Source organism: Streptomyces noursei (genome assembly GCF_001646665.1).
In the GTDB taxonomy this organism is placed as follows: domain Bacteria; phylum Actinomycetota; class Actinomycetes; order Streptomycetales; family Streptomycetaceae; genus Streptomyces; species Streptomyces lavendulocolor.
Map to the genome: position 1 here is coordinate 136,851 of NZ_LWBU01000101.1, position 23,764 is coordinate 160,614.

A 23,764-nucleotide genomic window follows, 5' to 3' on the forward strand; every position below is an offset into this window, starting at 1 on the left:
GCCCACGCCACCCAACCTTCCGCAGATCCCCAACCAACAGTCAGCTAGCCGGAGCCTGTGACGGTCCGCGGACACGCCCAACACACCCGACGCGCAGGGCGCGCCCGACGCGGCCGGTCGGTCATCCTCCCGGGACTGCCGCGCCTTCCACCTTGGCAAGTGCTTGGCTGAGACGACGGCGCACCGGCTTCCCGTACTGGAGGTGCAATCCGAGGATCAGCGCCGGCGGCATCGTCCGGTATCTGAACCACCGGGGATGACGCGGCGGCGCGATTCCCTCGGCGTTGTTGCACTGAGAGCAAAGGATGCCGCGGACGAGGCCGGTCTCATGGCAATGGTCGACCACTGGGTCAGCGTGAAACGAGTGCCCGCATGCGGCGCAACGGCCCGCTTGCCAAGCAACAAGCAGTTCGACGGGGTCCTCGTCGGGCAACGGCACCGCCCTCGGGTACGGCCAGGAGTGGCAGGCAGGTGGCTGGGTGGCCCAAAGCCTACGTTCGATCTGCTGCTCTACCGTCAACTGGACGCACCCACCGAAGACGTCGCGGAGATACGCGTGCGGGTAGTCCATGGTGTCTTGCCATTCCTCATCGTTGAGGTGGCGGGCACATCCGCCGAGGCCGGGCAGCGGCCACGACTGGCACTGCCGGATCCCGTCACTCAAGGGCCTGCCGCACCGGGCCTCGTCAGGGTGCAGCCCAGCTGCTCGCCGCTCTTGTCCGATCCGTGCGACCAGAGCGAGATGGCGGGCTCGCTCTGGTGTCATCTTCGGCTCGCGAGGGGGCGGGACCGTAACACGTGAACTCATTCGGGCGACTCCTGGAGCGGCGGCAACTGGCGCACATCCATCCCACCATTCGCCACTGACATCGGGTCCGCGGTCACTCACAGAGCGTGAAGCGGGTGCCGCAGCCGTCAGCAACCGCCCCCTCCCCCTGCAGCTCCTCGACTCGCTCCACTCCTGTCCGCCGCCAACTTCCTTGTCACACGCTTCTGTTAGCTTGCCGGCGTGTTTGACGGCATAGCCCCTGATCAGTGGTGTCCGCTGTGTGAAGACTGGGTCTGCTCCTTAGTACGCGGGCGGGTATGCCGCAAGTGCCGACAACTGCAACGCCGGATGTGGCGGTACGGCCTGACGATCGCCCGATACAACGCCATCCTGCGGTCACAGGACTTCGCGTGTGCACTGTGCGGCGATAACGAAGAAGAAGATGACTTCGGAATTCCGCACGCGAAGATGTCCCACTGGCACATCGATCACGACCACGCATGCTGCGGGCCCGGCTCGTCTTGCGGCAAATGCGTGCGAGGGCTGCTATGCCGTAAGTGCAACATGGAGTATCTGCCGGCCTACGAGCGTCTCCCGATGCACATGCGCGACAGCCCGCTGTTCAACACCTACCTCGCCGCTCCGCCGGCCCAGCAGTCAGCGGCTCAGGTGATCCCGGGTCGGGACAACATGTACCTTCCGACCTCGCACGCCTTCCTCATGGACAGGAAATTCGCCGACGGTCTCGAGAGTGTGGCCGGGTAGAAGATCAGGGGCTGGCAGCACGATGGTGGGTGCGAAGGCTAGAACAGGTCCCCCTTCCAGGTGATGGGAGCCCGAAATCTGGCCGGGTCACTGCCAAGGGGCTTCCGCGTGATCTACGATGCAACTGCGGCTTGACCACCGCTCCCCGGAGGCGATTCGGCCCTGTTCCTCCACGCTCGGGTGAACCGGTCAGCATCACGAATCTCCGCGCATCCCACAGGATCTCGCTTCCGTACGTCCTGGGCCGAGACGTGCAGGAGACCCGTGAGCGCACTGCACCAAGACCTGTCCCTTCTCCGGCGCCTCTACACGGGCGAGAGCGTCCAACAGGCCCGCCGGGCGATCGATGGATTGCAGGGGGGCGAGTCACCGATTCCAGAAGCCGCCTCGCCGGCTCAACAGCGCCTTGAGGCCCGGGTACTCCTCGCGCTCCTGGAGTTCCGCGACGTCTACACCCGCTTTCCCCTAGGGATCACCGTGGTTCGCCCCGAACCAAACGGCATCGCCCTCGGTGTTGAGAGCAGGGAGCGGGCATCGGAGATTCTTTTCCACCTGCTGCCGTCATGCGCCTCAGACGAAGAGGTGCAGGGTGTGCCCGGCCTGCGCATCACTCGCCGGGATCGGACTGCGATCGAACTGCAGGTACTGGGAGAGTCCGCCCGGCTGCGGCTGTTCGGGCTACCAGCCAGACTCTGGCGCAGTGCCGAGGCCAGCACCCTGGACAAATGGATCGACCCGGACAGCATGCAGTTGTGTTGGCGTTCCTCGCCACGGTCCTGGACTCAGGTGGAGCGGGAGCACCGCGCTCAATGGGAAGACGACAACGACCGCTACACCCAGGTCACACAGCGTGGGGCCTGGTTGACTAGCGGACTGCTCCGACGCGCTGGCCTCCTGCACACCGTCGCCAACACCTTCCTGATCGACGGCTACCGAGGCGCCGCCTTCGACGTGGCGCGGCTGGTGTTGCGCTCGTCGCATGTGCACGAGCAGGGACCAGGGCCGCACAACTTCATCGCCGCCCTGGTGGACCCGGTGTGCGGTCTGCCTCTCCTCCTCAAGAGGTTCCGCGGTGACACGGACGAAAGCTACGGCCGGGACCAGCAGTTCGTCCTCGGCGACGTCGGCAACACGGCCGTGCTTGACTTCCGGGCCACGATCGAGCGCCCTCCCTCCCGCCTTGCACCCGAACTTTGGCAGGCCATTCTCCGCCGTGTCCCCCAGACGGGATTCACGAGCAGCCTGTCGCCGGGCGTAATCGCGGGGCTGTACGGCTTGGGCGCGCCATAGAGAATGCGCAGCCGCCAGCTGCTCGCACGGGATTCGTGGAATCCACGACGTGAGCAGCAGTAGCCCGACCGCGTGAATCTTTCAGCGTGTCCGTTCCGCAGACTCGGCCCGCTGCATGCCATGTCCGTAGGGTGCGTCGTATGGGCCTAGCGAGGTCCGACGTGCGGTGTGCCCACCCGACGGGGTGCACTGAGACGAGCCAACTCGGCTGGCATCGCAGTTCAGTTCAGTTTGTGCACCGCGGAAGACAGCCGCGCATCCTGGGTCGGGACAGGCAGCCGCGGCGGAAAGCCTTTCGTGAAGAGCACCCGTCTGGAACGACGCGCCGAAAAGCTGCAACTGGCCACTGGCGTGACCTGGACCGAAGCGCTCAAGCGCGTGAAGTCCTTGCCCCCGGACTCACGACTGATTCCCGAGGCGCACGCCAGCCAAGCTCTCCTAGAATGCTACGTCCTGTCGGGCCTCGCCTGGCCGATGGTCGAAACCCGCAACCCCTGGGGCATCCGGTCCGCCAATGCTCGAACCGACAGCCTCACCTTGACGTTCGAGAACGATGTCTCCCAGCTCGTCGACTCGGAATCCATGGCCAAGGAACTGGTCCGCGCCCTCGTCCCCTGCTTCGACGAGCACGGTGAGGTACGTGGCATTCCGGGTGCCCGCTTCACTACGGACAACGACGGTATTCACATCCGACGGATGGGACTACCGGGCTCCCTCACCATTTTGGGCATTCCCGCCCAGGACTGGGCCACCGCTTTGGTCCTGCAACGGTATGAGAATGAAGGTGATGGAAAGCGGTTCTGTCACGACAGCCACCCTCACCGATGGCATCGCCGCGAAGCACCCTTCCGGCAACCGACCACCCGAACCACCCTCAGCCGGCACCACTACCGAAAGAAGCCCTCTGCCTGGCTCGCCAGCGGCTTGCTGCGCCGCGCACCATTGTTCCGAACCATTGGCGTTCCCCTGAGCACCACGGCCTGGACCAACCTCACAGATGACGGCGGCTCGGAATGGATCATCGAGTACATCAATGATCCCGTGACGGACGCACCGTGCTACCACCAGGGCTTCACGAATCTGCTGACGGACCCAGAATGCGGCCTGACAATCGTGGGCACACATCTGGACTGCTCCTGCGGCCAGCCACCTGAGTCCTATTGGGGCTGCCGCTTCTACGCCCGTAGCACCGCAGGGCAACCAGGCGCACTCCAAGTCCGCTTCTCCCGCCGTTGCGGGGACAGAGCCTCCTTCTACAAGGACAAGCTGGGCGACTATGAGGAGCGCCGCGAGCTTTATCAGCCCATCCCTACGCACCTCACACGCGCCAGGGCTTGCATGGGCTGATAGCCACCCCCATGGATCTGCCCACCGGCGGAATTGGAGGCCATTCCCAGGAGTTCCGGGGCCCGCTCCCCCAGCACGGTGGGCAACATAGCGCGGGATCGCCGGTTAGCCAAACCGGCGATCCCGCGCACCATTAGTAGCCCACCGCCATGCCCTGCCCGCTCGTCGAAAGGCACCTCCCGACGCCCCCAGACCAGCCACGACGCGGCGCGTAACGCCGAGAAGCCGGCACGCGATCACGCCGCCACGTAGCTCGCCCGGAACAGATCCTGAGCCCGCTCCACGTCCCTCAGCGTGCGGAGCTGCACCTCCAGATCCCCCGTCCCGTGGTGGCCGAGCCCGGACACGTCTCTGGTGAACCCGGGAACGAGGTCGACGTGCTTCGGGTCGACCTTCAGGTAGACCAGGAGCTTGCTCCGCTGCGGCGGACAGAGACAGGCGAAGTTCCGCAGCCGCTGATAAGCCCGGTAGGTCTTGCGCTCGACGCGGTTCACACCGTCCCCGAGCCCGAGCAGGGCCTCGTCGACCGCGTTCGCCAGCTCGGCCATCGAGGCACCCTGGACATCGGCTGCGGCCCGTGCGACCGCCTGCCGACGCGACCGCCGTAGTACCTGCGCCCCACCGCTCACGGACGCCACGGTCTCGAGGCCGAGCAGGTCGCTGCCGAAGAGTCGGTAGCGGACCAGGTCGATCGATCTCCGGTGCTCGCGTACGGCGTGAACGTCGTAGCGCGTGAAGTCGCCGGCGATACAGATCAGGCGCGGTCCACTCCACAGCACCTGGGACGCGGCCGTAACCCCGAGCCGGTCGCGGACCAGGTGCTCGAACTCCGACCGGTGGTCCATCAGCCACGAGAGGTAGAACAAACCCTGGTTAATGACGCCGGCGTCAACGCCACGCTTGTACTCGACGATGACCGGCGCCCCATTCTCATCCAGCCCGAGCGAGTCGATCCGTCCCCCGTGGACCGGCCCCGTTTCGTACTCGCTCGCCAGGAATCGGACGCCCAAGAGCTTCTCCATGTTCGCCTCGACGAGGCCCTGCACATCCGCCTCGAACTCAGCAAGACGCGGCGTGACCTCGGTCACGCCGCTATTAGTCGTGTTCGTGCGGAACAACTTCAGGCCCGACACCTTCCCCTCCTCGATTCGGAGATCGACAACGTCGGGCAGGTGCGGGATTGTTTCCGCGAGCGCCTTCGAAGCCGTGAAGAAAGTGTGAGCGCAGGCTGCTCGGCGGCACCCATACACTCCAGGCGCTGCTGGCCAGGTGAGGCGATGGTCCTCCTGCCGCCCGTAGCTGGAGGGGTCAGCCGGCGCCCTGGAGATCGCCCGGGAGCTCAGGGCTTCCTGATGGCTGCCAGGATGCCGGCCGCGCCCTGAGCCAGCAGGTCGGCGGCGATACAGGCGCCGAGCTTCTCCGGGTCGTCCAGCGGCCCGGACCCTGCCCCATTGACCTGCGTCGCCCCGTCCAGGGAGGTGACGGCAGCCGACAGGTACAGCAAGCCATCCGACTCGACCCTCCCCCACGCTGCGACCGGAACCGAGCACCCGCCATGAAGTTCTGCCAGCAACGCGCGCTCAGCGCGCACGCACGCATCGACCTGGCGGTCTCCGGTTCCCTCCAGGAGCCGGGCGGCTGGCGAGTCGGTGCGGACCTGGATGCCGAGAGCGCCTTGCCCGGGGGGACGGCGGGAAGATGACTGGGTCGAGCACCTGGTGTACCTCAGGCATCAGGCCGAGCCGACGCAACCCCGCCGCCGCGAGTACGACCGCGTCAAGGCTGCCCTTGCTGGCCCGCGCCAACCTCCCCGGAACGTTGCCGCGGATCGGCACGACCTCCAGGTCCGGCCGAAAGGCAAGGAGCTGAGCCACCCGCCGAGGGGCCCCCGTGCCTACGCGGGCGCCCTCGGGGAGGCTCTCAAGGGTGGCGCCGCACAGCACGTCCCGTACGTCTTCACGCGGTCCGGGCGTGATGAGCAGCGTCGTCCCGTCGGTGATGGTGGTGGGAAGGTCTTTCAAGGAGTGAACGATCACGTCGACCCGGCCAGCGACCAGGGCCTCTTCCTGATTGGTGGAGAACGCCGACCCGCCAGCCGTCTTGGCGACCTCGGCAAGGGTGGGCGTGACGCGGTCCTGATCACCGCCTTCGAGGATGACCTCCCGCTTGAACCGCACACCAGGGAACTGGGCCGTGATGGACGTAAGCCACTCGGTGACCTGCGCCTTCGCCAGCTTGCTCGCCCTGGAACCGATTCGGACTAGGTCACTCATTCAGGTCAACTCCTCGCTGACGCGGGTTCGTTGACGCTCTATCGTAATTGCACCAGAACCCATGCGGTTTCCGACAGATTGTCACCAAAGATGACCCTGGTGAGGCCCGTACGCATCGGTGCTTGCGCATCGAAGATATCCCTGACGCAGGCCGCCCCGTCCTGGCGCAGCTCGCACCGATCCAAGTTGGCATCTCCTTCATCTACGCCAGCTGCTCATAGATGCTTCTGGCACTGCACCGAAGGGTGTTCGCCTCGAAACCCAGCCCCCAAAGCAGCCGAACCGCCCGCCCCTTGCCCACGACGCCCGGGGCTGCAAGGAGGTCCCCGAGATGCACGTGCTCAATCTTGGAGCGACCATGGAATCGCGGAGGAGCTTTCGTAACACACGGGCGATGTGGTGTGGCGCCTACCAGAAGTACTCGCGGTCTCGCCTCCTTAATATCGCGCGGCTTCAAATTGCCGGATCAGCGGAGAACACCATGCCGCATTCCACTTATCAAGTGCCTACACCAGAGGGCTCAATATTCCATATAGAGATAACCCCTCAAGACTTCCTGAGCGTGGACGCCCGCGGCCCAAGAGACGTCTTCAGCTGGACCGCCGATTGCACTCCTCGCAATTTCATGGATCTAGGAAGAGCCACACAAGGCACGGCCATGATTGCAATCAACGGGTCGCGACACGAGGACGAGATAAAAAGCGCTCTCGAATGGGCAGACAGCTTCCCCCTGGACACACTTGAAACAGGCTGCGATTTCATACGCTTCGACTGGGATGACTCATCTTTGTCATTCCAGGTATTTACTTCCGAGGCCCCAAATGGACAGATCACGCTAGTGTCAGCGTCGGGCACTGGGCTCTATCTGCGGACAGTTCAGAATTTCATTACCGAAACAGGAACGCCTGCAGTTATCCGCGAGGTCGCCGACGTCATAAGGGAAGCGGGGGGAAGCGGGCGCGAGGATTCCTGACCACAACCCCGGACTGGGACATGAAGTCATCTCAAGGGAAGAAGAAACGCAAATGCTCAACGGAGCTCAAAGGGCTTCCCGGCTGGATAACGGGAAGAACTTACATCGCCCCCGGAGAGAAGTGCACCGTAGGAGCCTCTGGGTGCAGCCAGTATGTCGTATTCGATAACCCGACAGACCTAGAATACGACATACTAGTCAAGCTCCGCTGCGAAGGCAGCGTGATCCGGTACAAACTGAAGAATGCCATTCGGGTTCGCCACAGTGAAACCATTCGCGTCCCCCCTAGGGGTAGCTGCCCTCCTATCGAGTTCCCTCTCACTGTCACAGGCAACGGGATTGACCAAGTCATATTGGTGGAAGAAACAGAAATCAAGCCCCTCTGGCGCAGGAAGCATCTCCCCTCATACCACTCTCAGGGCGAAACATCCATACGCGTTGACGCGGCTTGATGGGCTTCCTGGAGTGAACGTGAAGGACTACATTCCTTTCACAGCATCGATTCTCATGTATCTTCTCAGCCCTCTCTTCGTAAGAAAGGTCCAGAGAGAAATTGTCAGAATCATAAATGCAAGCGAAGCTCACATGTCGCCCGGGCAGGTAAAGCCAGCCCACCTGCATGACGATTTCATCAGGAAATACATAGCCTTCGCAGCCGACGCGACTCAAATCGTTCCGGCAGTCCTGCTTACTGCCGTAGGTGTAATTCTAGCCATTCCGGAAGACTGGTCGCCAACTTTGGGGGCGGTCCTGATTGTTGCGGTTGCTCTCATCGTCATCGGAATTGATGCATTCATTCTCAGCCTCGACCCCCATCAGTACGCCAAAAGGAAATGGCTGGGCTACTCTATCTTCGAGATAGTGGGTGTTCTCTTGAACTTGATTGGCGTGGTTCTCGTCGCCACACTGACATAATCACCGGGTGGCGAGGCGACCGCCGACCGGTTTGCTGCCGAAGACGACACGACGATCAGCCATATCGAGACTGGCATCGACACGGAGCAACCACACCGGCAGTCGCCACATCGCGGCAGCAGCTGCTCCCGGACAGCTCATTCCCGGTGGTGCGGTTGCCTCACACGCCCGCGCCGTCGTGACAGCGGGGGTACGGCGCCCCAGACCACCTCGGTCCCAGTCAGACGGCCGACCATGCGCAAAGGCCGCCCCCTCGCCGCTGACCGCCCTCCGCACCGCATGCCATGTGACGTTTGCCGTGCCTGGAGGCAGACGTCGCTACATGGACTCCACAGAGCTCCGGGACCTCCCGCTGGACCCGGAAGTCTCGGCGGCTCTGCGCGAGCACATGAAGCGCTTCCCGCCGGTCGAGGTCACGTCGCCGCGGCTGACGCCGAGCGGATGGAAGGTGACTCACCGGCTCGTGTTCACGGCTCCTGCCGAAACGGCCCCATGGAGCAGCGCCTTCAATGACCAGATCTGGAAGCCGGCGCTCGCCACCCGGCAGGACGGACAGTTGCCGACTTACGATCCTGGTCGCCGTGAAAGTGGCGGTCACCCGCTAGAACGGCCAAGGACCGCAACAGCACCATGCGCATAAGGGGCTCGGCAAGCGACTCGATAGCCCTCCGTAGCCCCCTTGAGGCACCCAACGAGTCGGACACGGCGCCGCCGGATTCCCCGTCGCGGGAGCTCGCTGGGGAGAATCTGGGGAGTACGAGCGGCTCTGGGGGAGCGGCTGGGGGGGGAATCGACCACACAACGCGCGACGACTCTGAAAGACGGTGAAAGGGCCATCGACGCAGGTCAAAGCGGATGCGAACCACATCACCGCAGGTCAGAGCGGCTCGCTAGTGGACATCATGACGTATATGCTGAAATCGTCGGCCTCTACGATCCCCGGGAGGGATCCACCCTCACGCAAGGGTGTGACATAGCGGGTCGCTACGACCTCTTGCAACACTTTCCCAGGCCACCCATCTCTTCAACCTTGCAATTCACGGAAGGTTTCTCCGGAGCGTAGAGGCCGGGTTAACAGCGCTGGGGAGAATCTGGGGAGTTTCGGCTAGCAAGCTGATCCCCCGGGCTCCCCAAGCAGACCGTCGATGGTGCCGCGCCCCCCTGCTGCCGGCCTCCGGCACGAAGTGAGCATAGTAACCGAGAGTGATCAAAGGTGAAGAGTGTCCAAGCCACCGAGGCTTCCAGCATGATCCAGGCGTAGGTATGCCGAAGCACATGGAAGCCGTCCTTCGGAGCCCCCGCCCACTGCCAGGCTTTCGACCCCTCGGCGCGCGGCGGAATGACGCCTGCCCTGGCCAAGGCTGCTTCCAGGTGTAGGTATTCCATGTCGCCCTCGCCTCCAGCGCGATGGTGCCGGTGAACAGAGGCGGGCCCGCACTTACCAAGGACGTGCGGGCCCGCTTACTGAAGAGATCAGACCTTCCATGCCAGTCAGATCTGCAGGATCAGCGTCTCCACCTGGTCGAGCGACGTCACGCTGGCCCGGGCCGCGTCCCGCGCCTTCGACAGCTTCTCCATCCACTCGATCCGCTGATCGGCCGGCAGCGGATCCTCTCCGAGCTGGGCCCGCAGACGGCGTGCCTCCTCAAAGTCCGTCATCAGCGTGTGGGCGGAGTCCACGGCCCGTTGGTAGCTCCCCTCGACGAGCTCGACACGGGCGGGCAGCTGCTGCCGCAGGGCGTCCAGCTGCTCGCGGGGGTCGACCCGCACCTCCTCGCGGGAGGTGCCGCCGTCGCCGGCACCAGCACTGTTCCCGGTGCCCATGGAAGTGCTGGCGTCTCCTCCGGCCGGGGCGGGGCGGCCGAGCTCCACGGGGAACATCTCGTCGAACCACGCCTTGTCGGCGACGTAGCCGGTGGGCCGGCCCTCGATGTCCGGGGCAATCACCATGCCCGCGGTGATCGGCGTCCGGTCCTCCTCGCTCCAGTGCTGCTCGCCGTAGCAGACCAGGGGCGTGCCGTCCTGCGCCTCAGGCGGCCGCGTCGCGTCCGGGTGCTCCAGCACGGCCTTCGCGAACGCCAGGAGAAGGACCCGGCTGATGTTCGGGACGTTGCTCTGCGTGTACGCCAGGGTGAGAGCGGCGAGGGCACTGCTGGGGGTGCGGCGCACGCCCTTGCGCCCGTCGTTCGCCTCACTGCCCTGGCCGGGCGTGATGAACGGCTGCGGCGCGTGGATCAGCACAGGCGCCATCCGCTGGACCAGGGCGGCCCAGGCACCGGCGTCACCGGCCTCCGCCCCGAGGAACAGTTCCTTGAGCGGCCGGGGGTCCGGCCCGGCGCCCTTCTGGGTCTCCGACGTACCGAAGAAGCCCAGCGCGGAGAGGATGTTGCCCCGGTGCAGGAAAAGCTGCGCGACAGCCGCGGACCACAGCCGCGTACGCGCCTCGGCCGTCTTCGCCCGGATCTGGCTCCACGCCGGCTCCTGCAGTGCGCCCCGCACGATCGGCCAGAACCGCCCCGTGTCACGGACGGTCCGCCTGCTCGACTTCGGCGTGGTCTCGGGCGGGATCCCGGGAAACACGAGAGCGGTGATGGCCCGCACCGCGATGTCGCGCAGCACGACGGGGGAGACCTCCTCGCCTGCGGGGACGAGCGGTTCGAGCGGATCGAGCGGCCCGTTGGCGGTCAGCGCGTCGCGCACCCCGGCCAGGTCGAGAAGGTCCGCACCGCGGGCGTTGGGGAACGCCTCGGCGAGGGCCGCGTCCAGGACCGACTCCTTGGCATAGGAGTCGACGAGCGTCGCGAACAGGGCGATCCGGCGCGCGTCCTCGTCGTAGGGTTGGATGCCGCGCAGGTGGTCGTTGACGTTCAGTGTCCGCAGGACGTGTTCCAGCGCCTCCGGCCTGCTGCAGCCGATCACGATCTCCGCGGACACCGTGGCGATCTTCCCCGCCCGCAGCGACGGGTCGGTCAGCTCCGTTTCCGGGTTGGCAGCGTCCTGGTTGAGCCGGGTGGAGATCCGGTTCAGGATTTCCCGCAGACTCAGCAGCAGCAGCCCGGGGTCGGTCTTTTCCTTCGGCAGGGACACCAGGGACTGGGGCATTCCCGTCACCAGGTGCTCCGGACGTACGCGGAAGACGTCCAGACGGGCCAGCGCCCGGTTGTTGCCGGTCACGGCGGCCAGCCGCCACGGCTTCGACACCGTGCCGTCGGAGTTGGTGATCTGCCACTGCTGAAGGACGTTCATGCCCTTGGAGAGCTGGCCCGCGTCCACCAGGGACTCCACCAGGTCGTACCCGCGGGTCCTGCCGGCACGCTCCAGGCTCGCGGCGGCGTAGCGCTGCAGGTGGACGGCCACCGCGTACGGCTGTTCCGCCAGGACGAGCGCCGCCTTCGGCTCCCCCTCCTCCGCGGAGCGGACCACCGGGCGCGGCCTTCGGTTGCCCAGGGCGGCGAGGAGGACCTGGCGCCTGCCCTCAAGCTCGTTCACGAGGCGAAGGGCCTCCTGGTGCTTCTGCGTGGCCGCCGCCAGCGCCTGCGCGGTGTACGACTCGTTTCCCGGCGCGCGACGGCAAGCCTCCACCTCCTTCTCGGCGGACTTCGCGGCCTTCTGGGCCTCCTCCAGCGCCACCTCGGCGGCGACGAGGTCCTCGACGCGCTGGTTGGCCTCCGGGAGGGGCGGCGACCAGGCCGGGACAGTGCGGTCGTTGAGGTGCCACGGGGCAGCCGCGGCGCCGTGGACGTCGCACATCAGCAGCAGCACCTGGTCAGCACCGGCCTGCACGAGCCGGTGGGCAGTCGGCTTGAGAACCTTCCTGCCGCGCTGGGTGGAGATCAGATTCTTGATCTCGGTGTCCGGGAGAGCGGTAGCGAGACCCTCGGTGATCGCCTGCCGGGGAGGCGGTACCACCTCCAGGTCCGCGCAGGTGTTCTCGACGGCGTCCGCGAGGCGCTCACCCCAGATGGGGGTGCCGATGTAGGGGTAGATACCGTCAGGCCGTTTCATGGCCATGGTGTCGTCCTTCCACCCGGCCGTGCCGGGCAAGCACAAGCCCCGTCTCTCGGGGGCATGACACGCGCCCGAGCGCCGAAGCCTCGTGCCGGCAAGGCGTGAACCGGCACCCGTGAACTGAGATGCGCGGACTCCCTGCCCCGTACGGTCCGCCTGCCAACGTCCGAAGAAGGATCAACCCGACAACACCATGGGGCGCTTGGGAATCTCGCAGCTTGCTCCTGCTCCGCCGGAAGCGGCATGAGGCGGACGCCGGTGATGAGCCACCGACGTGCACCGCCGAATGTGCCACCGGTCTCGGCGCCCCGGCGAGCCGAAACGGCAGAGTTCACCAGATCAGGTGAACCGCCTCCACGAAGCCTCAGTGCAGAGCGAGTTGAGGAAAGAACGGGGCGCCGGGGATCAGGGCCGCCAGGGGCACACGTATCCCACCGTGCTTCCATCTGCCCGCCGACCACGTAGTACGTGAGCGGGGCCAGTCCGATAACCGGATTGCCACATGGACAATGGCGTCATCGCCTTGACCGGAGAAAAGTACGCCCAACTCAACCAGAACGAGCCGACCTCGGATCACGCCGGCGAAGGGCGCTGGATTGCGTGCGACGAGTCTGGATGGGATGGCGAGCAGCTCGTCGGCCGGCAGCGCCGTTTCCTTGTCCTCGCGTCCGTCGCCATCGACGACGCCGAGGCAGCCCCACTGATCGACACCCTGCGTAAGCAGGCCCGGATCCAGCAGGCCGGGGAGCTGAAGTTCCGCCTGTTCAAGGACCGCGAGGAGCGGTGGTCCCTGCTGTAGGATCTGTGGGGCCCGGCCGGCGCTCTGCACGAACGCTGCTCGGTGTACGTGGTCGACAAGGAGTACGCCGTAGCAGCGAAGGCGATCGATCTACTGCTGGAGGAGAAGGCGCACGCCGAAGGGCGGAACCTGTACGCCGAGGGCCAGGCACGCGCCATGGCCCGGACACTGGCGCTCCAGGGACCGCGTGCCCTTCCGGGCGCGCTGTTCGATGCGCTGATGTCCTCGTTCGTGGCCCTGGCTTCCCAGCGCGCGCTGGGACGGGAGGAAGCCGCGTTGGAGGCGTTCTTCGCAGCGGTCGAACATGCATGGGGCGCCTCGACTCGGCGGCCCGTAACTGAGGTGCTGGCCCAGGTGCGCTCCACCCGGCCGTACGCGGCGGCCCTCCACCAGGAGGACTCCCCGTTCCCGTCCCTGGAGATGCTTATCCCGGCGGTGACTCAGACAGCCCGCCGATGGGGACACAGCCTCGGGCTCGTCAGTCTCCTCACCGATGAGCAGCACACATTTACCGACGATGTCCTGCGCACCGTGCTGGAGTACGCCACCAGTCCGATAGGCATGACCCTCCTGACCCGCGAGAGGGGCGCCCCCGTGCACACCGTGCTCCGCGGCTCTTCCGCCGACCACCCTTCCATCCAGCTGGCCGACCTGCTGGCGGGGGCCGCAGCGGCCGTGACCGAACGCCACATCGGTAACCCCTCCCCAGCCGCCGAGGGACTGTGGCCGGTCATCGTGCCCTTGATCGAAGAGAGCTCGTTGATGCCCTACGACACCCCGGGCCTCCAACTCGCCGGGCTCGAAACCCGCCGCACACGGCGGTCCGGGTAGCACCAGCAGGGCAACTCCGGGCGGGAAGGTGGCCGCCTTCGGTGTGCTCGTGGAAGGAGACGGTGTCGGGGCCGGACGGGGGTCCGAGCACCTTGCGGCCCAGGGGGTTGCTGCAGAAGAGGGATGAGCGCTGTGGGAGGTCGGAGGCTCCTGTCTAGCCGGTGTTCTCGGCGTGCGCCTGTTCCCAGTAGAAGTCCACGGCCGCAGGGCCAGTGCGGGTGAACCAGTAGAGGCCGACGGTGGTCAGCAGATCCTAAGCGGCGCAACGTAGCGCGGGATCGCCGGTTAGCCAAACCGGCGATCCCGCGCACCATTGATAGTCCACCGCCACGCCCTGCCCGCCCATTGAAAGGCATCTCCCGACGATCACAGAGCAACCGCGAATCGAACACGTCTCGGAGGCCAGCTTGCGATCACGCAGCCGCGTAACTCGCGCGGAACAGGTTCCGTGCCCGCTCCACGTCCCTCGGCGTACGGAGCTGCACCTCCAGATCACCCGTCCCGTGGTGTCCGAGACCGGACACGTCCCGGGTGAAGCCCGGAACAAGATCGACGTCCTCCGGGTCGACCTTCAGGTAGACCAGGACCTTGGTCCGCTGCGGCGGACAAACGCAGGCGAAGTTCCGCAGCCGCTGATACGCCCGGTACGTCTTGCGCTCGATGCGGTTCACACCGTCCCCGAGCCCAAGCAGCGCCTCGTCGACCGCGCTCGCCAGCTCCATCATCGACGTGCCCTGGACGTTAGCCGCCTGGGCGACCGCCTGCCGACGCGCCCGGCGGGCCACCGGCACGCCGCCGCTGACGGACGCCACGGTCTCAAGGCCGACCAGTTCGCCGCCGAAGAATCGGTAGCGGACCAGGTCTATCGAACGCCGGTGCTCGCGCACGGCGTGCACGTCGTAGCGGGTGAAGTCGCCAGCGATGCAGATCAGGCGCGGGCTTCTCCACAGCACCTGGGACGCGGCCGTAGCCCCGAGCCGGTCGCGGACCAGGTGCTCGAACTCGGCTCGGTGGTCCACCAGCCAGCCGAGATAGAACAGGCCCTGGTTGATGACGCCGGCGTCGACTCCTCGCTTGTACTCGACGATGACCGGCGATCCGTTCTCGTCCAGTCCCAGCGAGTCGATCCGGCCCCCGTGGACCGGTCCTGTGCTGTATTCGCTCGCCAGGAATCGAACGCCCAACAGCGTCTCCATGTGAGCCTCGACGAGACCCTGCACATCTGCCTCGACCTCAGCCAGGCGCGGCATGACCCCGGTCACGTCGTCTTTCGTGTTGAACAGCCTCAGCCCCGACACCGTCCTTTCTCTGATTACGGGGATGCAACGCCGGACGGTGATCGAATTGTTTCCGTATGGGCCTTCGGAGCCGTGAAGATTCCGTGAGACCCCACGTACGGCCCGGCGGGGCGCTCGCGTCCCACGGCTCCCCAGGGGTCTGCAGCCTCCACATACGTCCCACAGGCCGCCGGGACGGGCGCCTGGGCACTGCGTTTTAGCAGGTCAGGCCCCGTAGTTCTATGGATAGAGCAGGCGCCTTCTAAGTACTTGGCGCATCTCGCACAACTCCGAGAGCCAGTCACCGCACCCACCCCACAGCAAGCCGTTGCCGAGTAAATCCGTCACGGAAAGGAAGGATGCCGGACCTCCGGCCGAAATATATCGCTTTCACGTTCGATTCTAAGGCATTGTCAGTGCCGTGTCCTAGCGTGAATTCCCTGTCGTGGGACTGGTGTTGGGAGGGCTCTCAGTGTTCTTTGGCGAGTCATCTGCGGCGTACGAGAGCATCACGTCGCGGATGAAGGCGCTGGCCGTGGTGCGGCCGCTATTGGCGCTCGACGACAGTTCGGCGAAGCGGGAGCGGGGCTGGGAGGGGTACCGGCTGGCCGAACTCGCCCTGGCGGCGATCGACTTCGTGACGCTGCGGATAGGGGCGCGGACGGCAGTTCGGCAGGAAGCCGTCGTGGAACGGGTAGCTGAGTCTGCGGCGCTCCAGGTTCCCGGGCGGGCGGGTGCCGAGTATCGAGAAGTCGCGCGCTGGCTGGTGGAACGCCTGATCAACACCGAGAGACACGACCGGTGCTTTCGGCACGAGATCGGCAGCGTGACGGGCGACGGCTTCGTCGTCAGGGAGTTTCCGTTCCAGATCCTCAAAGACGTGCCGGACGAAGCCGGGCAGGCTGCGCTGACCGTTACTGATGCGGCCATCACGGTGCTCGTCCATGCGGTCGATGTGGACATCGCGTCCGAGCAGATTGCGGCGGAAGCCAAGTTGGTCGCGTTGCTAAAGCGTGCGCGGATCGGTGAGGCGTGGCAGGCCGCCCGCACCGCCCATGTCCAGAGCATCCGGTACGCGAAGGAGCTGATGGACCGCATGGAGGAGATGAAACGCAACGTACGAGCCATCGACTGGGCGGCGGATCTTGAGGGCCCGCTGAAGGAGGCGCAGGAGCACGTTGAGGAGAGGTCTCGGGCGGAGACTCAGCTGAAGGCGCAGGTGGCGCAGCTGCTCGAGGTCACGGAAGAGGAACGCAAGCGGCAGCAGCTGGAGGCTCTGGATGCACTGATCGAGGATTGTCTGCAGCGGCACTTGATGCTCATCGACATGTTGCTCAGGGTGGTTCCCGAGTTCCGGCGCCAGCAGGACCGGCAGATCTTCGTAGCACCCGTGGTCCATACACGGGTGCACCTGCGCAGCCAGCTCCTGGAGCCGGCGCTCGAGCTCAGTATCGAGGACAGCAAGCGGCCCCTGGAGGCGTTCGTGCGCGGGGTACTCGGTCCCATCCGCCCGCGGGTGATGTACCTGTCGGACTACTTCGAGGCCCTCACACGGATTCCGGAACAGGCCGAGGTTGAGCTGGTCGCGGTGGGCGCATCGGACGACTGGGAAGACACCTACGATCCACCGAGGTTCGACGACGCGCAGCACGCATGGCTGGACGGGCTGCTTTCGGCCGTCCCCGAGGAAGGCGTGCGACTGTCTCGGTTGCTCGAGCGTGCCCGCGAGTGGGGCGAGGGCAGAGGGCCCGGTGACGACACTGGCCATCTGCTGGCTATGGAGACCGCGCATCGGTTTCGGCATGTCCCGGTCGCCGAGCTGGCGCGCGGTGAGGAAGCCGTCGTTGTCGTGGACGACGGGACTGAGTTGGACGACCCGGATTTCGGTGGCAGCGACTTCCTCCTGTTGCCGGCCGTGGGCGAACCGGCCTTCGACAACGTTGATGCGGCCCTCGATATGCAACCGTCCCATTCGCCAGAGTTTGCTCCCCGCGCCACGAATGACGATCTGGAGCCGAGTGCATGACGCAGTACGACGATGTTGCCGCAGCAGCCCGGACGGTGGCTCTGGCCATGACACGCGGCAAGTCCCCAGCGCGTTCTGGAGACTACGCCCGTCTCGTGCGGCGGTTCGATACGGAGCCGGACTTCGCACAGCTGGTGCGGAAGGTCGCGCAGGGCTTTGACCTCACGGTCCAGGAGGTGCACCCGCAGGCGGGACTGGTCCTGGCAACCACGCGCGAGACGGACTTCGCTGTCTCGGTCACCGACCTCGTGCCCAATGCGGAGAACCGGCCGCTGTACCTGCTCGCCCACCTGGCCATCGCGTCGCGAGCCTTCCCACGTCCGGAGCACTTGGACGACGACGAGCACGTCGCCCGGGTCTCGGTGCAGAAAGTCGATGAAGACGTTAGGGCTTATGCGACCATCCTTGAGCGCCGTGCTGCAGCCGCCGACGAGGACACCGACCCGCCGGCCGGCAGCCCCGGCCTGGAGGGATTGTGGCGGGCCTACCTGCGTCGCAACCCCACCGGTCGTACGGACAAGGACAGGACTCCGCGCTCGGCGACTTACGCGCTGGTGAGGAGGGCGTTCACGCATCTCGAGCAGCGCGGGTTCGTCCGCGCGACCAGTGAGGAAGAGGGCGGCACGTACGCCACCAACGTCCTGTACAGGCTGCACATCCGTGACCAGGCAGCCCGGGAAATGCTCCAGGTACTGGCCGCCCTGGGCGTGGCGGCCTTGCCGCATCACGATGCGCCACTCCCTTCCGAGGCTCCGAAGCTGCCTGACGCTACCGACCACGGCATGCTCCCGGACTCCGCCCTAGCCACCTGACGCCATCGCGATGTAAGGACCCCTCTCCATGTACGAGTTGAACCGCATCCTGCTGCGCAACTTCGGGCCGCTCGATGCCCGCTACGAAGACGTGAACCTGGACTTCTCTGGCGTGGGCCCCCTGGTTGAGACAGCATCCCTGATGCCAACGCCCGGACACGTCACGCAGCGGCCCTCGCCGGCCAGTCTGGTCATGCTCCAGAACGGCGGCGGCAAGGGTGTGCTGCTGACTGGCATCACCTGCACCACGATCCCGCTGCGTCACCATGACCCGGAGGAGCTGCGGAGCTTCGTCGTTTCTCCGGCTCAGCCCTCCCATATCGTCCTGGAGTGGGCTGATGCCCGGACTGGCAGGCTCTTGGTCACCGCGCAGATCCTCGCGCCCGAGGGCGATGGCAAGCTCAAGCGCCGCTTCTACAGCTTCCACCCAGGTGCCGCCCTGGCCGCGGACGATCTCCCTTTCCACCGTGATGGTCACTGGCTGCCATTCGACCATTACTGCAACGAGCTGAGCGAACTACAGGCCGCCGTCGAGGCGTTGGAACTGCAGATCGTGGACGGGCAGGAGAAGTGGGAGAAACATCAGGCCGGTCTGGGTCTCGAACCTGACCTCTTCGATGTCCAGCGCAAGATGAACGCCACCGAGAGCGGGGCGGCCGAGGCCTTCACCACCTCCAGTGCGGCAGCGTTCGTCCAGTGGCTGCTGGAGAAAGCGAACGACGACGACAAGTACACCAGCCTCGGCAGTACCTTCGAGACCTATGCCGGCGCCCACGACCAGCGCGAGAAACTGATCAAGGAGCGGGAGTTCGCGCTGGCCATGGAGGAGATCTGCGCCCGTGTGGCCGAGCGGTACCACGAGCACACCAACCAGCAGCGCGAGGCTGGGCAGGCCAAGGTCGACCTCGTCGCACTTGCCGCAGGGCTGATGCGTCGGCATCAGATCCTCACCGCCGCGGCGCAGACCACCACAGGTACGGTTAATGCTGCGCACCAGGCACATGAAGCAGCCAAGCAGGAACTGGACGTCACCAATGCACGTATGGCGCATGTGCGTTGGGCTGCCTGCGGTATCGAGCTGGGCGAATCAGCCGAGGAACAGAAGCGAGTAGCCGCGACGATGCAGCGGCTGGAAGACCGCCTTGCGGGCTGGCGCAGTGTCCCGGTCGCTGTGCGTCACGCGGCTGCCCAGGAGCGCCACGGCCATATGCAGCGGGCCCTCTCCGAAGCCGAGGAGACAGCCGCCCCATATGTGCAGGCGTGTGATATCGCCGCGGCGGCCCTGCGGGCTGGCTATGCGGCGGCTGAAACGCAGGCACGCGCCGTGGCCGGCGATCTGGAGAGGGAGATCTCCGAGTCTCGCAGCAAGATCCAGCAGTGGCGCGAGCGAAGCGACTCGCTCCACAGGGAAGCCGGTACGGCTGAGGGAGAGCAGCGTCAGTTGCGCCGTCAGGTGCAGGACTTCGAAGAGCAGCTGCGCACGGCACGGGAAGAAGGACAGGTGCACCCCGGCGAAAGCGCCGCGGACGCCGCCTCCCGGATGGACGGCGAAGCTGATCACCACGGCCAGCTCCGTGTAGAGGTCAAGAAGGCACAGGATGAGGCCCGCAGCCGCCGGACACAGGCATATCAGCAGCTGCCTGCACTGCAGGAGCGGGCTCTCGATGACCGCCGCGCAGCAGACGCGGCCGAAGAGGAGACCGACCGGCTACGCGTCCGCGCCGAGTCCGTGCGCCGCCACCCCGTGACTCCAGAACTACTTCAGATCGGCCTCGAAGACCTGCGAGACGGCGATGCCCTGACCTGGCTCGCCGACCACTGCGCTGCCCTGCAGAGCTTGATCGAGCGGAAGATCACCGCTCTGGACGGTGCGCTCAGGCGGACACAGCTCCAGCACAGCGCGGATGAAGAACTCCTCGCCGCCCTGGACACCAGCGACGGCCTCCTGCCCGCCACCAAGGAGGTCCGCACCCTGTGTGCCGACCTCTGTGCCCAGGGCATCGACGCCGTCCCCGGCTGGCAGTGGCTGCGCGACAACGTCCCGCCGGACGATCACCAGCGCCTCATCAACGACCAGCCGGACCTGGTCGGCGGCATCATCGTAGGCGGCGGCCCCGCAGCGCTGGATCAGGCGCAGCGTCATTTGGAGCACACCCGTCCCCTGCCCACGGCGGCCGTCGCGGTAGGAACCGGGGAACGGATGCTGACGCCGGTACCCGACACAGGCGGCCGGATGGTGCCCGAGCCGACCCCGGCCCTGCATGACGAACAGGCTGCGGCACTCGAACGAGCCGAGGTTGAAGCACGCCTGGCGGCCTCCGCGCAGGCACTGGATGAGCTCGGTGAACGCATCGGTGTCACCCGCGACCTGGGCAACAAGATCACGTACTGGCTGGACGAGATCGGCCCCGTGAGCGTAGAGGTCCGGCTCGGACAGCTCCAGGAGCTCCGAACGGCAGCGCAGGCATCCCAGGCCGGCCTTGAGGTCGCGCGCGCCAGCGCCGCACAGCATGACGATGCCGTCACCGCTGCCGAGGAGGTCTACACACAACAGGAAACGGCTCACCGCGAAGCCGCCGAGGCCGCGCAAGCGATGCGCCACCTCGCGGAAGGCGAGGCGAAAGCCAGCCAGGCACGCGACCGGATCACCGCGCTCGAGGAAGAAGCTCAGCAGCGTCAGCGGGAACTCGAGGAGCTGGGCGAGAAAGAGGAGACCGCCCACAGTGACATCGCACGCATGACCCAGGCGGTGGAAGCCGCCGTCCAGCAGGCCCAGAGCCATGCCCAGGCGCGAAAGAAGGTAACCGCCACGCCCGAGGCCGAGCAAGATCAGCACGCCAAGGGAGCTCCCGGCGAAGCGCTCACCGTCCTCCAGCACCGCTACGAGCAGGCAGTCGAGGACCTACGCAGTGTGGACATCGGAGAAGACCAGCGTCAGCGTGCCAAGCAAGCAGAAGACGCGTTGCGCGCCTGCCAGGACGAATGGGCGCAGGTCCCCGACCGGGTCAAGCCCTTCGCCCAGGAGTACAGCCGTTCTCCCGCCGCGGCAGATGACGTCCAGCGCGACGCCGTGCAACGCGATCTAGGCCAGCAGATCGACAGTCTCCACGACCAGCTACGGCGCCTTCGGGACAAGGAGAGCCGTCTCAAGGAACGACACCGCACGCTCGCCACCACAGCAGAAGACATCAGCGCTCAAGACGTCGCCGAGTGGACCCCACACTCTCTCGAAGAGGCTTACGACCTGACCGCCCGCGCCGAACACGCCCAGGCGGAGGCGCAGAGGGCCGAACGCGGCGCCGGCGAGGAGTACAACGCCGCTCGTAGGCAGCAGACCCAGCACACTCGCGAACTGGACGCCTTCGGTCATGTCCTGGCGCGCCTGGAGACCACGATCGAGCAGCTCGGCGTTCAACCGGCAGCGGACCCCTACGAAGGCACCGCCGATGCGGTCGAACCCGCCGTACGGCAAGCCACAGCCCGCTACGAAGACGCCCAGCGCAAGCTCACCAGCACGGAGCGACGCGTCGAAGACAGCGTGTCCTTGCTCAAGGACCAGGCCGGCGACGTCCGCTTCGAGCAACTCGACATCCCTTTGCGCAACCAGATCTCGGCTCTTGACCGGCGGCACATCCCCGCGGCCGCCCGAGAGTGGACTACGGCGCTGCACGGCGCTGCCGCAGCCCTGACGACCCAGCTCGAAGGTATGAGCAAGGCGCGTGAGGCCCTTGTGTCCCAGCTCAGCGGCTTCGTCACCGAACTTCTCCAGCAAGTGGACCAAGCAAGCCGGTTCTCCCTCTTCCCCGACGGTCCCACGCCCTGGGCAGGGCAGCGCTTCCTCACCATCCGCTACAGGAAGCCCGAGCCCTCCGTGCTCACCGCCCATATGCGCGAAACCATCGACAACCTCGCCGCCAACCCACGCACCCGCAAACTCAAAGGCACCGAGGTAGTCATGCGCTGCCTGCACGCAGCCGTTCCCCGCTTCACCGCCGAGGTCATGAAACCCAACGCCACCCAACGAATCGAACGCGTGCCCGTCGAGAAAATGGGCAAGATCTTCTCCGGTGGCCAGGAACTGACTGGCGCCATCCTGCTCTACTGCACCCTCGCCGCGCTGCGCACCTCCCCCGGCCCTCGCAGCCGCACCCGCCACGGCGGACTGCTCCTCCTGGACAATCCCATCGGCCGCGCCAACGCCCCGTACCTCGTCGACATCCAGACCCAGATGGCGGCAGCCCTCGGCATCCAGCTCATTTACACCACCGGTCTGAGCGACGAAGCCGTCACGGCCCGATTCCCCGCCACCATCCAGCTGCGCAACGACGCCGAAGCCCGCACCGGCCTCTCCCGCATCCGCCTCGACGACCACGTCCGCAACGCCCTCATCCCCACCCCTCGGACCGCCCCGGACACCCACGGGCCCGAAGCAAACGGATACCTCAGCTCCGCACGCCTGTTCACCAAGGGGGATACGAACCGATGACGGCGCCCACCCCCGAGCAGCTTCCTCGTATCTCACCAGGCGCCGCCCGCCTCAGTGCCGCACTGCACGCTCGCGCCGAGAAGGCCACCGTGCCGCGCGCCATGGTGATGGAAGCCTTCACTGCGGCCCTCCCCGGCACCGCCCGTGGTGAGGACTCCCGCACCGCACTGGCCACCCTGCTCGAAGAACTCTCCGAGGCCGGCACCCTGCGACTCCCGCACGGCCAGAGACACAAATGGGACGCAGGCCGTCCCGCCCTGCCCGAACAAATCCGGTTGCCCGCAGTCGCCCCCCGCAGGCCCGCTTCTGTCGCCACACGGCGCTCCTACCGCCCTGAACTCGACTGGTCTCACACGGCGTACCTCACCTCCGCCCACCACGAAGACCTGGGCCTCATCAACCGATGGTTCCGCGACACCAGCAATCGTCCTGAACTTCGCGTACCGATCCCCCTGCGCGAGCGCTCGTACGAGATCTTTCAGGACGAAAAGCGCCTCGATGGTCTCCTATCCGGTGCGCTCTTCGCCCCCGGCCGCCTTACCCTGGAACAGCTCGGCACCTTTCGCGAGCCACCGCCCCTCGCCTACCGACTGCTCGGCGACGGAGACACCCTCCTGATCGCCGAGAACAGCGACACTTACGCCACACTCCGAGACCTGCTCACCCCGAATCCCGGGCGCACCAGAGCCGTGGCCTTCGGCTCCGGACGAGCCTTCGAAGCCTCCATCGAAACGGTCAAAGAGATCCATGGAATCCAACGAATCGTCTACTACGGCGACCTAGATGCTGAAGGGCTGTCGATTCCCGCCCGCGCCTCAGTAACAGCCACCCAGTGCGGGCTGCCCCCGGTCGAACCCGCCTCCGCGTTGTACGACCTTCTCCTGAGCCACGCCTCCGCCCCGGGTCAGATAGTTTCCGATGAGCGCGCCCACACGCTTACGGCCTGGCTGCCGCCCAGACTGCGACAGAGGACTCATGAGGTACTGCTGTCGGGCCGCCGTATTGCACAGGAAGCCACCAACCGTAACCAGCTGGCCGGCGACGCCACGTGGTGCCCTTGAGTTCATCGGGAGACCGCGACTATCTCCAGGCAGTCGTCCGCCGGCAGGCGTCCGGGGCACGGGTGACGCCTCGGCGGGCGAGGCGGCAGCAGCGGGAACGATGCATTCCCACAGGCCATCAGGCACAAGATC

At 66.1% G+C, this 23,764-nt stretch carries 17 protein-coding genes and 1 pseudogene; 11 read left to right on the forward strand and 7 right to left on the reverse strand.

What is annotated here, in order from left to right:
* Positions 1 to 121: 121 nt before the first annotated feature.
* Complete coding sequence (locus tag A4V12_RS34595) at positions 122 to 808, reverse strand: endonuclease domain-containing protein (protein ID WP_079136950.1); 687 nt, start codon at positions 806 to 808, stop codon at positions 122 to 124.
* 201 nt (positions 809 to 1,009) lie between these two features.
* Here A4V12_RS34595 and A4V12_RS34600 point away from each other — a divergent pair, with 201 nt between their 5' ends.
* The 3 genes from A4V12_RS34600 (at position 1,010) to A4V12_RS10280 (ending at position 4,171) form a co-directional block, all read left to right on the forward strand.
* On the forward strand, positions 1,010 to 1,534 hold the full coding sequence (locus tag A4V12_RS34600; RefSeq protein ID WP_159028842.1) for an endonuclease domain-containing protein: 525 nt from the start codon (positions 1,010 to 1,012) through the stop codon (positions 1,532 to 1,534).
* A 264-nt stretch (positions 1,535 to 1,798) separates the two neighbouring features.
* Positions 1,799 to 2,824 carry a hypothetical protein gene (locus A4V12_RS10275; RefSeq protein ID WP_064068953.1) on the forward strand — a complete coding sequence of 342 codons (1,026 nt, stop codon included), beginning with the start codon at positions 1,799 to 1,801 and terminating at the stop codon, positions 2,822 to 2,824.
* 297 nt (positions 2,825 to 3,121) lie between these two features.
* Positions 3,122 to 4,171 (forward strand): hypothetical protein, encoded by a 1,050-nt coding sequence (locus A4V12_RS10280; protein WP_159028843.1) that lies wholly within the window; start codon positions 3,122 to 3,124, stop codon positions 4,169 to 4,171.
* Between the two features lie 236 nt (positions 4,172 to 4,407).
* On the opposite strand, the gene A4V12_RS10285 is transcribed toward A4V12_RS10280, so the two are convergent.
* The 3 genes from A4V12_RS10285 to hemC form a co-directional block, all read right to left on the reverse strand.
* Positions 4,408 to 5,304 carry a DUF5655 domain-containing protein gene (locus A4V12_RS10285; RefSeq protein ID WP_064069023.1) on the reverse strand — a complete coding sequence of 299 codons (897 nt, stop codon included), beginning with the start codon at positions 5,302 to 5,304 and terminating at the stop codon, positions 4,408 to 4,410.
* Between the two features lie 206 nt (positions 5,305 to 5,510).
* Positions 5,511 to 5,762: a hypothetical protein gene (locus A4V12_RS39715; RefSeq protein ID WP_350498007.1), complete on the reverse strand. Its 252-nt coding sequence runs from the start codon at positions 5,760 to 5,762 to the stop codon at positions 5,511 to 5,513.
* Complete coding sequence (gene hemC / locus A4V12_RS10290; RefSeq protein WP_350498008.1) at positions 5,752 to 6,444, reverse strand: hydroxymethylbilane synthase; 693 nt, start codon at positions 6,442 to 6,444, stop codon at positions 5,752 to 5,754. The genes A4V12_RS39715 and hemC overlap by 11 nt, the downstream gene beginning before the upstream one ends.
* Before the next feature lie 331 nt (positions 6,445 to 6,775).
* On the opposite strand from hemC, the gene A4V12_RS37435 reads away from it, so the two are divergent.
* Together A4V12_RS37435 and A4V12_RS37440 are read left to right on the forward strand one after the other, a co-directional pair.
* A complete protein-coding gene (locus A4V12_RS37435) occupies positions 6,776 to 7,417 on the forward strand; it encodes a hypothetical protein (RefSeq protein WP_159028844.1) in 642 nt (213 codons plus the stop codon).
* 471 nt (positions 7,418 to 7,888) lie between these two features.
* Positions 7,889 to 8,332 (forward strand): hypothetical protein, encoded by a 444-nt coding sequence (locus A4V12_RS37440; protein ID WP_159028845.1) that lies wholly within the window; start codon positions 7,889 to 7,891, stop codon positions 8,330 to 8,332.
* A gap of 892 nt (positions 8,333 to 9,224) precedes the next feature.
* Here A4V12_RS37440 and A4V12_RS39905 read toward each other — a convergent pair.
* Positions 9,225 to 9,335 (reverse strand): annotated as a pseudogene (locus A4V12_RS39905) (HipA family kinase); the annotation flags it as partial.
* Between the two features lie 488 nt (positions 9,336 to 9,823).
* Positions 9,824 to 12,337, reverse strand: a complete 2,514-nt coding sequence (locus A4V12_RS10295) for a hypothetical protein (protein ID WP_159028846.1) — start codon at positions 12,335 to 12,337, stop codon at positions 9,824 to 9,826.
* A gap of 505 nt (positions 12,338 to 12,842) precedes the next feature.
* On the opposite strand from A4V12_RS10295, the gene A4V12_RS10300 reads away from it, so the two are divergent.
* Both A4V12_RS10300 and A4V12_RS10305 read left to right on the forward strand, forming a co-directional pair.
* A complete protein-coding gene (locus A4V12_RS10300; protein WP_064068956.1) occupies positions 12,843 to 13,139 on the forward strand; it encodes a hypothetical protein in 297 nt (98 codons plus the stop codon).
* 42 nt (positions 13,140 to 13,181) lie between these two features.
* Positions 13,182 to 13,970 carry a hypothetical protein gene (locus A4V12_RS10305; protein ID WP_064068957.1) on the forward strand — a complete coding sequence of 263 codons (789 nt, stop codon included), beginning with the start codon at positions 13,182 to 13,184 and terminating at the stop codon, positions 13,968 to 13,970.
* 413 nt (positions 13,971 to 14,383) lie between these two features.
* On the opposite strand, the gene A4V12_RS10310 is transcribed toward A4V12_RS10305, so the two are convergent.
* Positions 14,384 to 15,268 (reverse strand): DUF5655 domain-containing protein, encoded by an 885-nt coding sequence (locus tag A4V12_RS10310; RefSeq protein WP_064068958.1) that lies wholly within the window; start codon positions 15,266 to 15,268, stop codon positions 14,384 to 14,386.
* A gap of 424 nt (positions 15,269 to 15,692) precedes the next feature.
* Here A4V12_RS10310 and A4V12_RS10315 point away from each other — a divergent pair, with 424 nt between their 5' ends.
* Genes A4V12_RS10315 through A4V12_RS10330 form a run of 4 tightly spaced genes read left to right on the forward strand, consistent with a single transcriptional unit; the run spans position 15,693 to position 23,632 of the window.
* Positions 15,693 to 17,273 (forward strand): hypothetical protein, encoded by a 1,581-nt coding sequence (locus A4V12_RS10315; RefSeq protein WP_159028847.1) that lies wholly within the window; start codon positions 15,693 to 15,695, stop codon positions 17,271 to 17,273.
* Positions 17,270 to 18,085, forward strand: coding sequence for a hypothetical protein (locus A4V12_RS10320; RefSeq protein WP_064068960.1), 816 nt, complete (start codon positions 17,270 to 17,272; stop codon positions 18,083 to 18,085). The genes A4V12_RS10315 and A4V12_RS10320 overlap by 4 nt, the downstream gene beginning before the upstream one ends.
* 28 nt (positions 18,086 to 18,113) lie before the next feature.
* Entirely contained in the window at positions 18,114 to 22,571 is a 4,458-nt protein-coding gene (locus A4V12_RS10325; protein ID WP_064068961.1) for a hypothetical protein, read from the forward strand.
* Complete coding sequence (locus A4V12_RS10330) at positions 22,568 to 23,632, forward strand: Wadjet anti-phage system protein JetD domain-containing protein (protein ID WP_234372130.1); 1,065 nt, start codon at positions 22,568 to 22,570, stop codon at positions 23,630 to 23,632. Before A4V12_RS10325 ends, A4V12_RS10330 begins: the two co-directional genes overlap by 4 nt.
* Positions 23,633 to 23,764 lie beyond the last annotated feature (132 nt).

What these genes read in the sequence shown, in the direction of transcription:
- A4V12_RS34595 (WP_079136950.1), bottom strand. Translation starts at nt 808, where the DNA reads ATGAGTTCACGTGTTACGGTCCCGCCCCCTCGCGAGCCGAAGATGACA.
- hemC (WP_350498008.1), bottom strand. Translation starts at nt 6,444, where the DNA reads ATGAGTGACCTAGTCCGAATCGGTTCCAGGGCGAGCAAGCTGGCGAAG.
- A4V12_RS37435 (WP_159028844.1), top strand. Translation starts at nt 6,776, where the DNA reads ATGCACGTGCTCAATCTTGGAGCGACCATGGAATCGCGGAGGAGCTTT.
- A4V12_RS10295 (WP_159028846.1), bottom strand. Translation starts at nt 12,337, where the DNA reads ATGAAACGGCCTGACGGTATCTACCCCTACATCGGCACCCCCATCTGG.
- A4V12_RS10300 (WP_064068956.1), top strand. Translation starts at nt 12,843, where the DNA reads ATGGACAATGGCGTCATCGCCTTGACCGGAGAAAAGTACGCCCAACTC.
- A4V12_RS10320 (WP_064068960.1), top strand. Translation starts at nt 17,270, where the DNA reads ATGACGCAGTACGACGATGTTGCCGCAGCAGCCCGGACGGTGGCTCTG.
- A4V12_RS10325 (WP_064068961.1), top strand. Translation starts at nt 18,114, where the DNA reads ATGTACGAGTTGAACCGCATCCTGCTGCGCAACTTCGGGCCGCTCGAT.
- A4V12_RS10330 (WP_234372130.1), top strand. Translation starts at nt 22,568, where the DNA reads ATGACGGCGCCCACCCCCGAGCAGCTTCCTCGTATCTCACCAGGCGCC.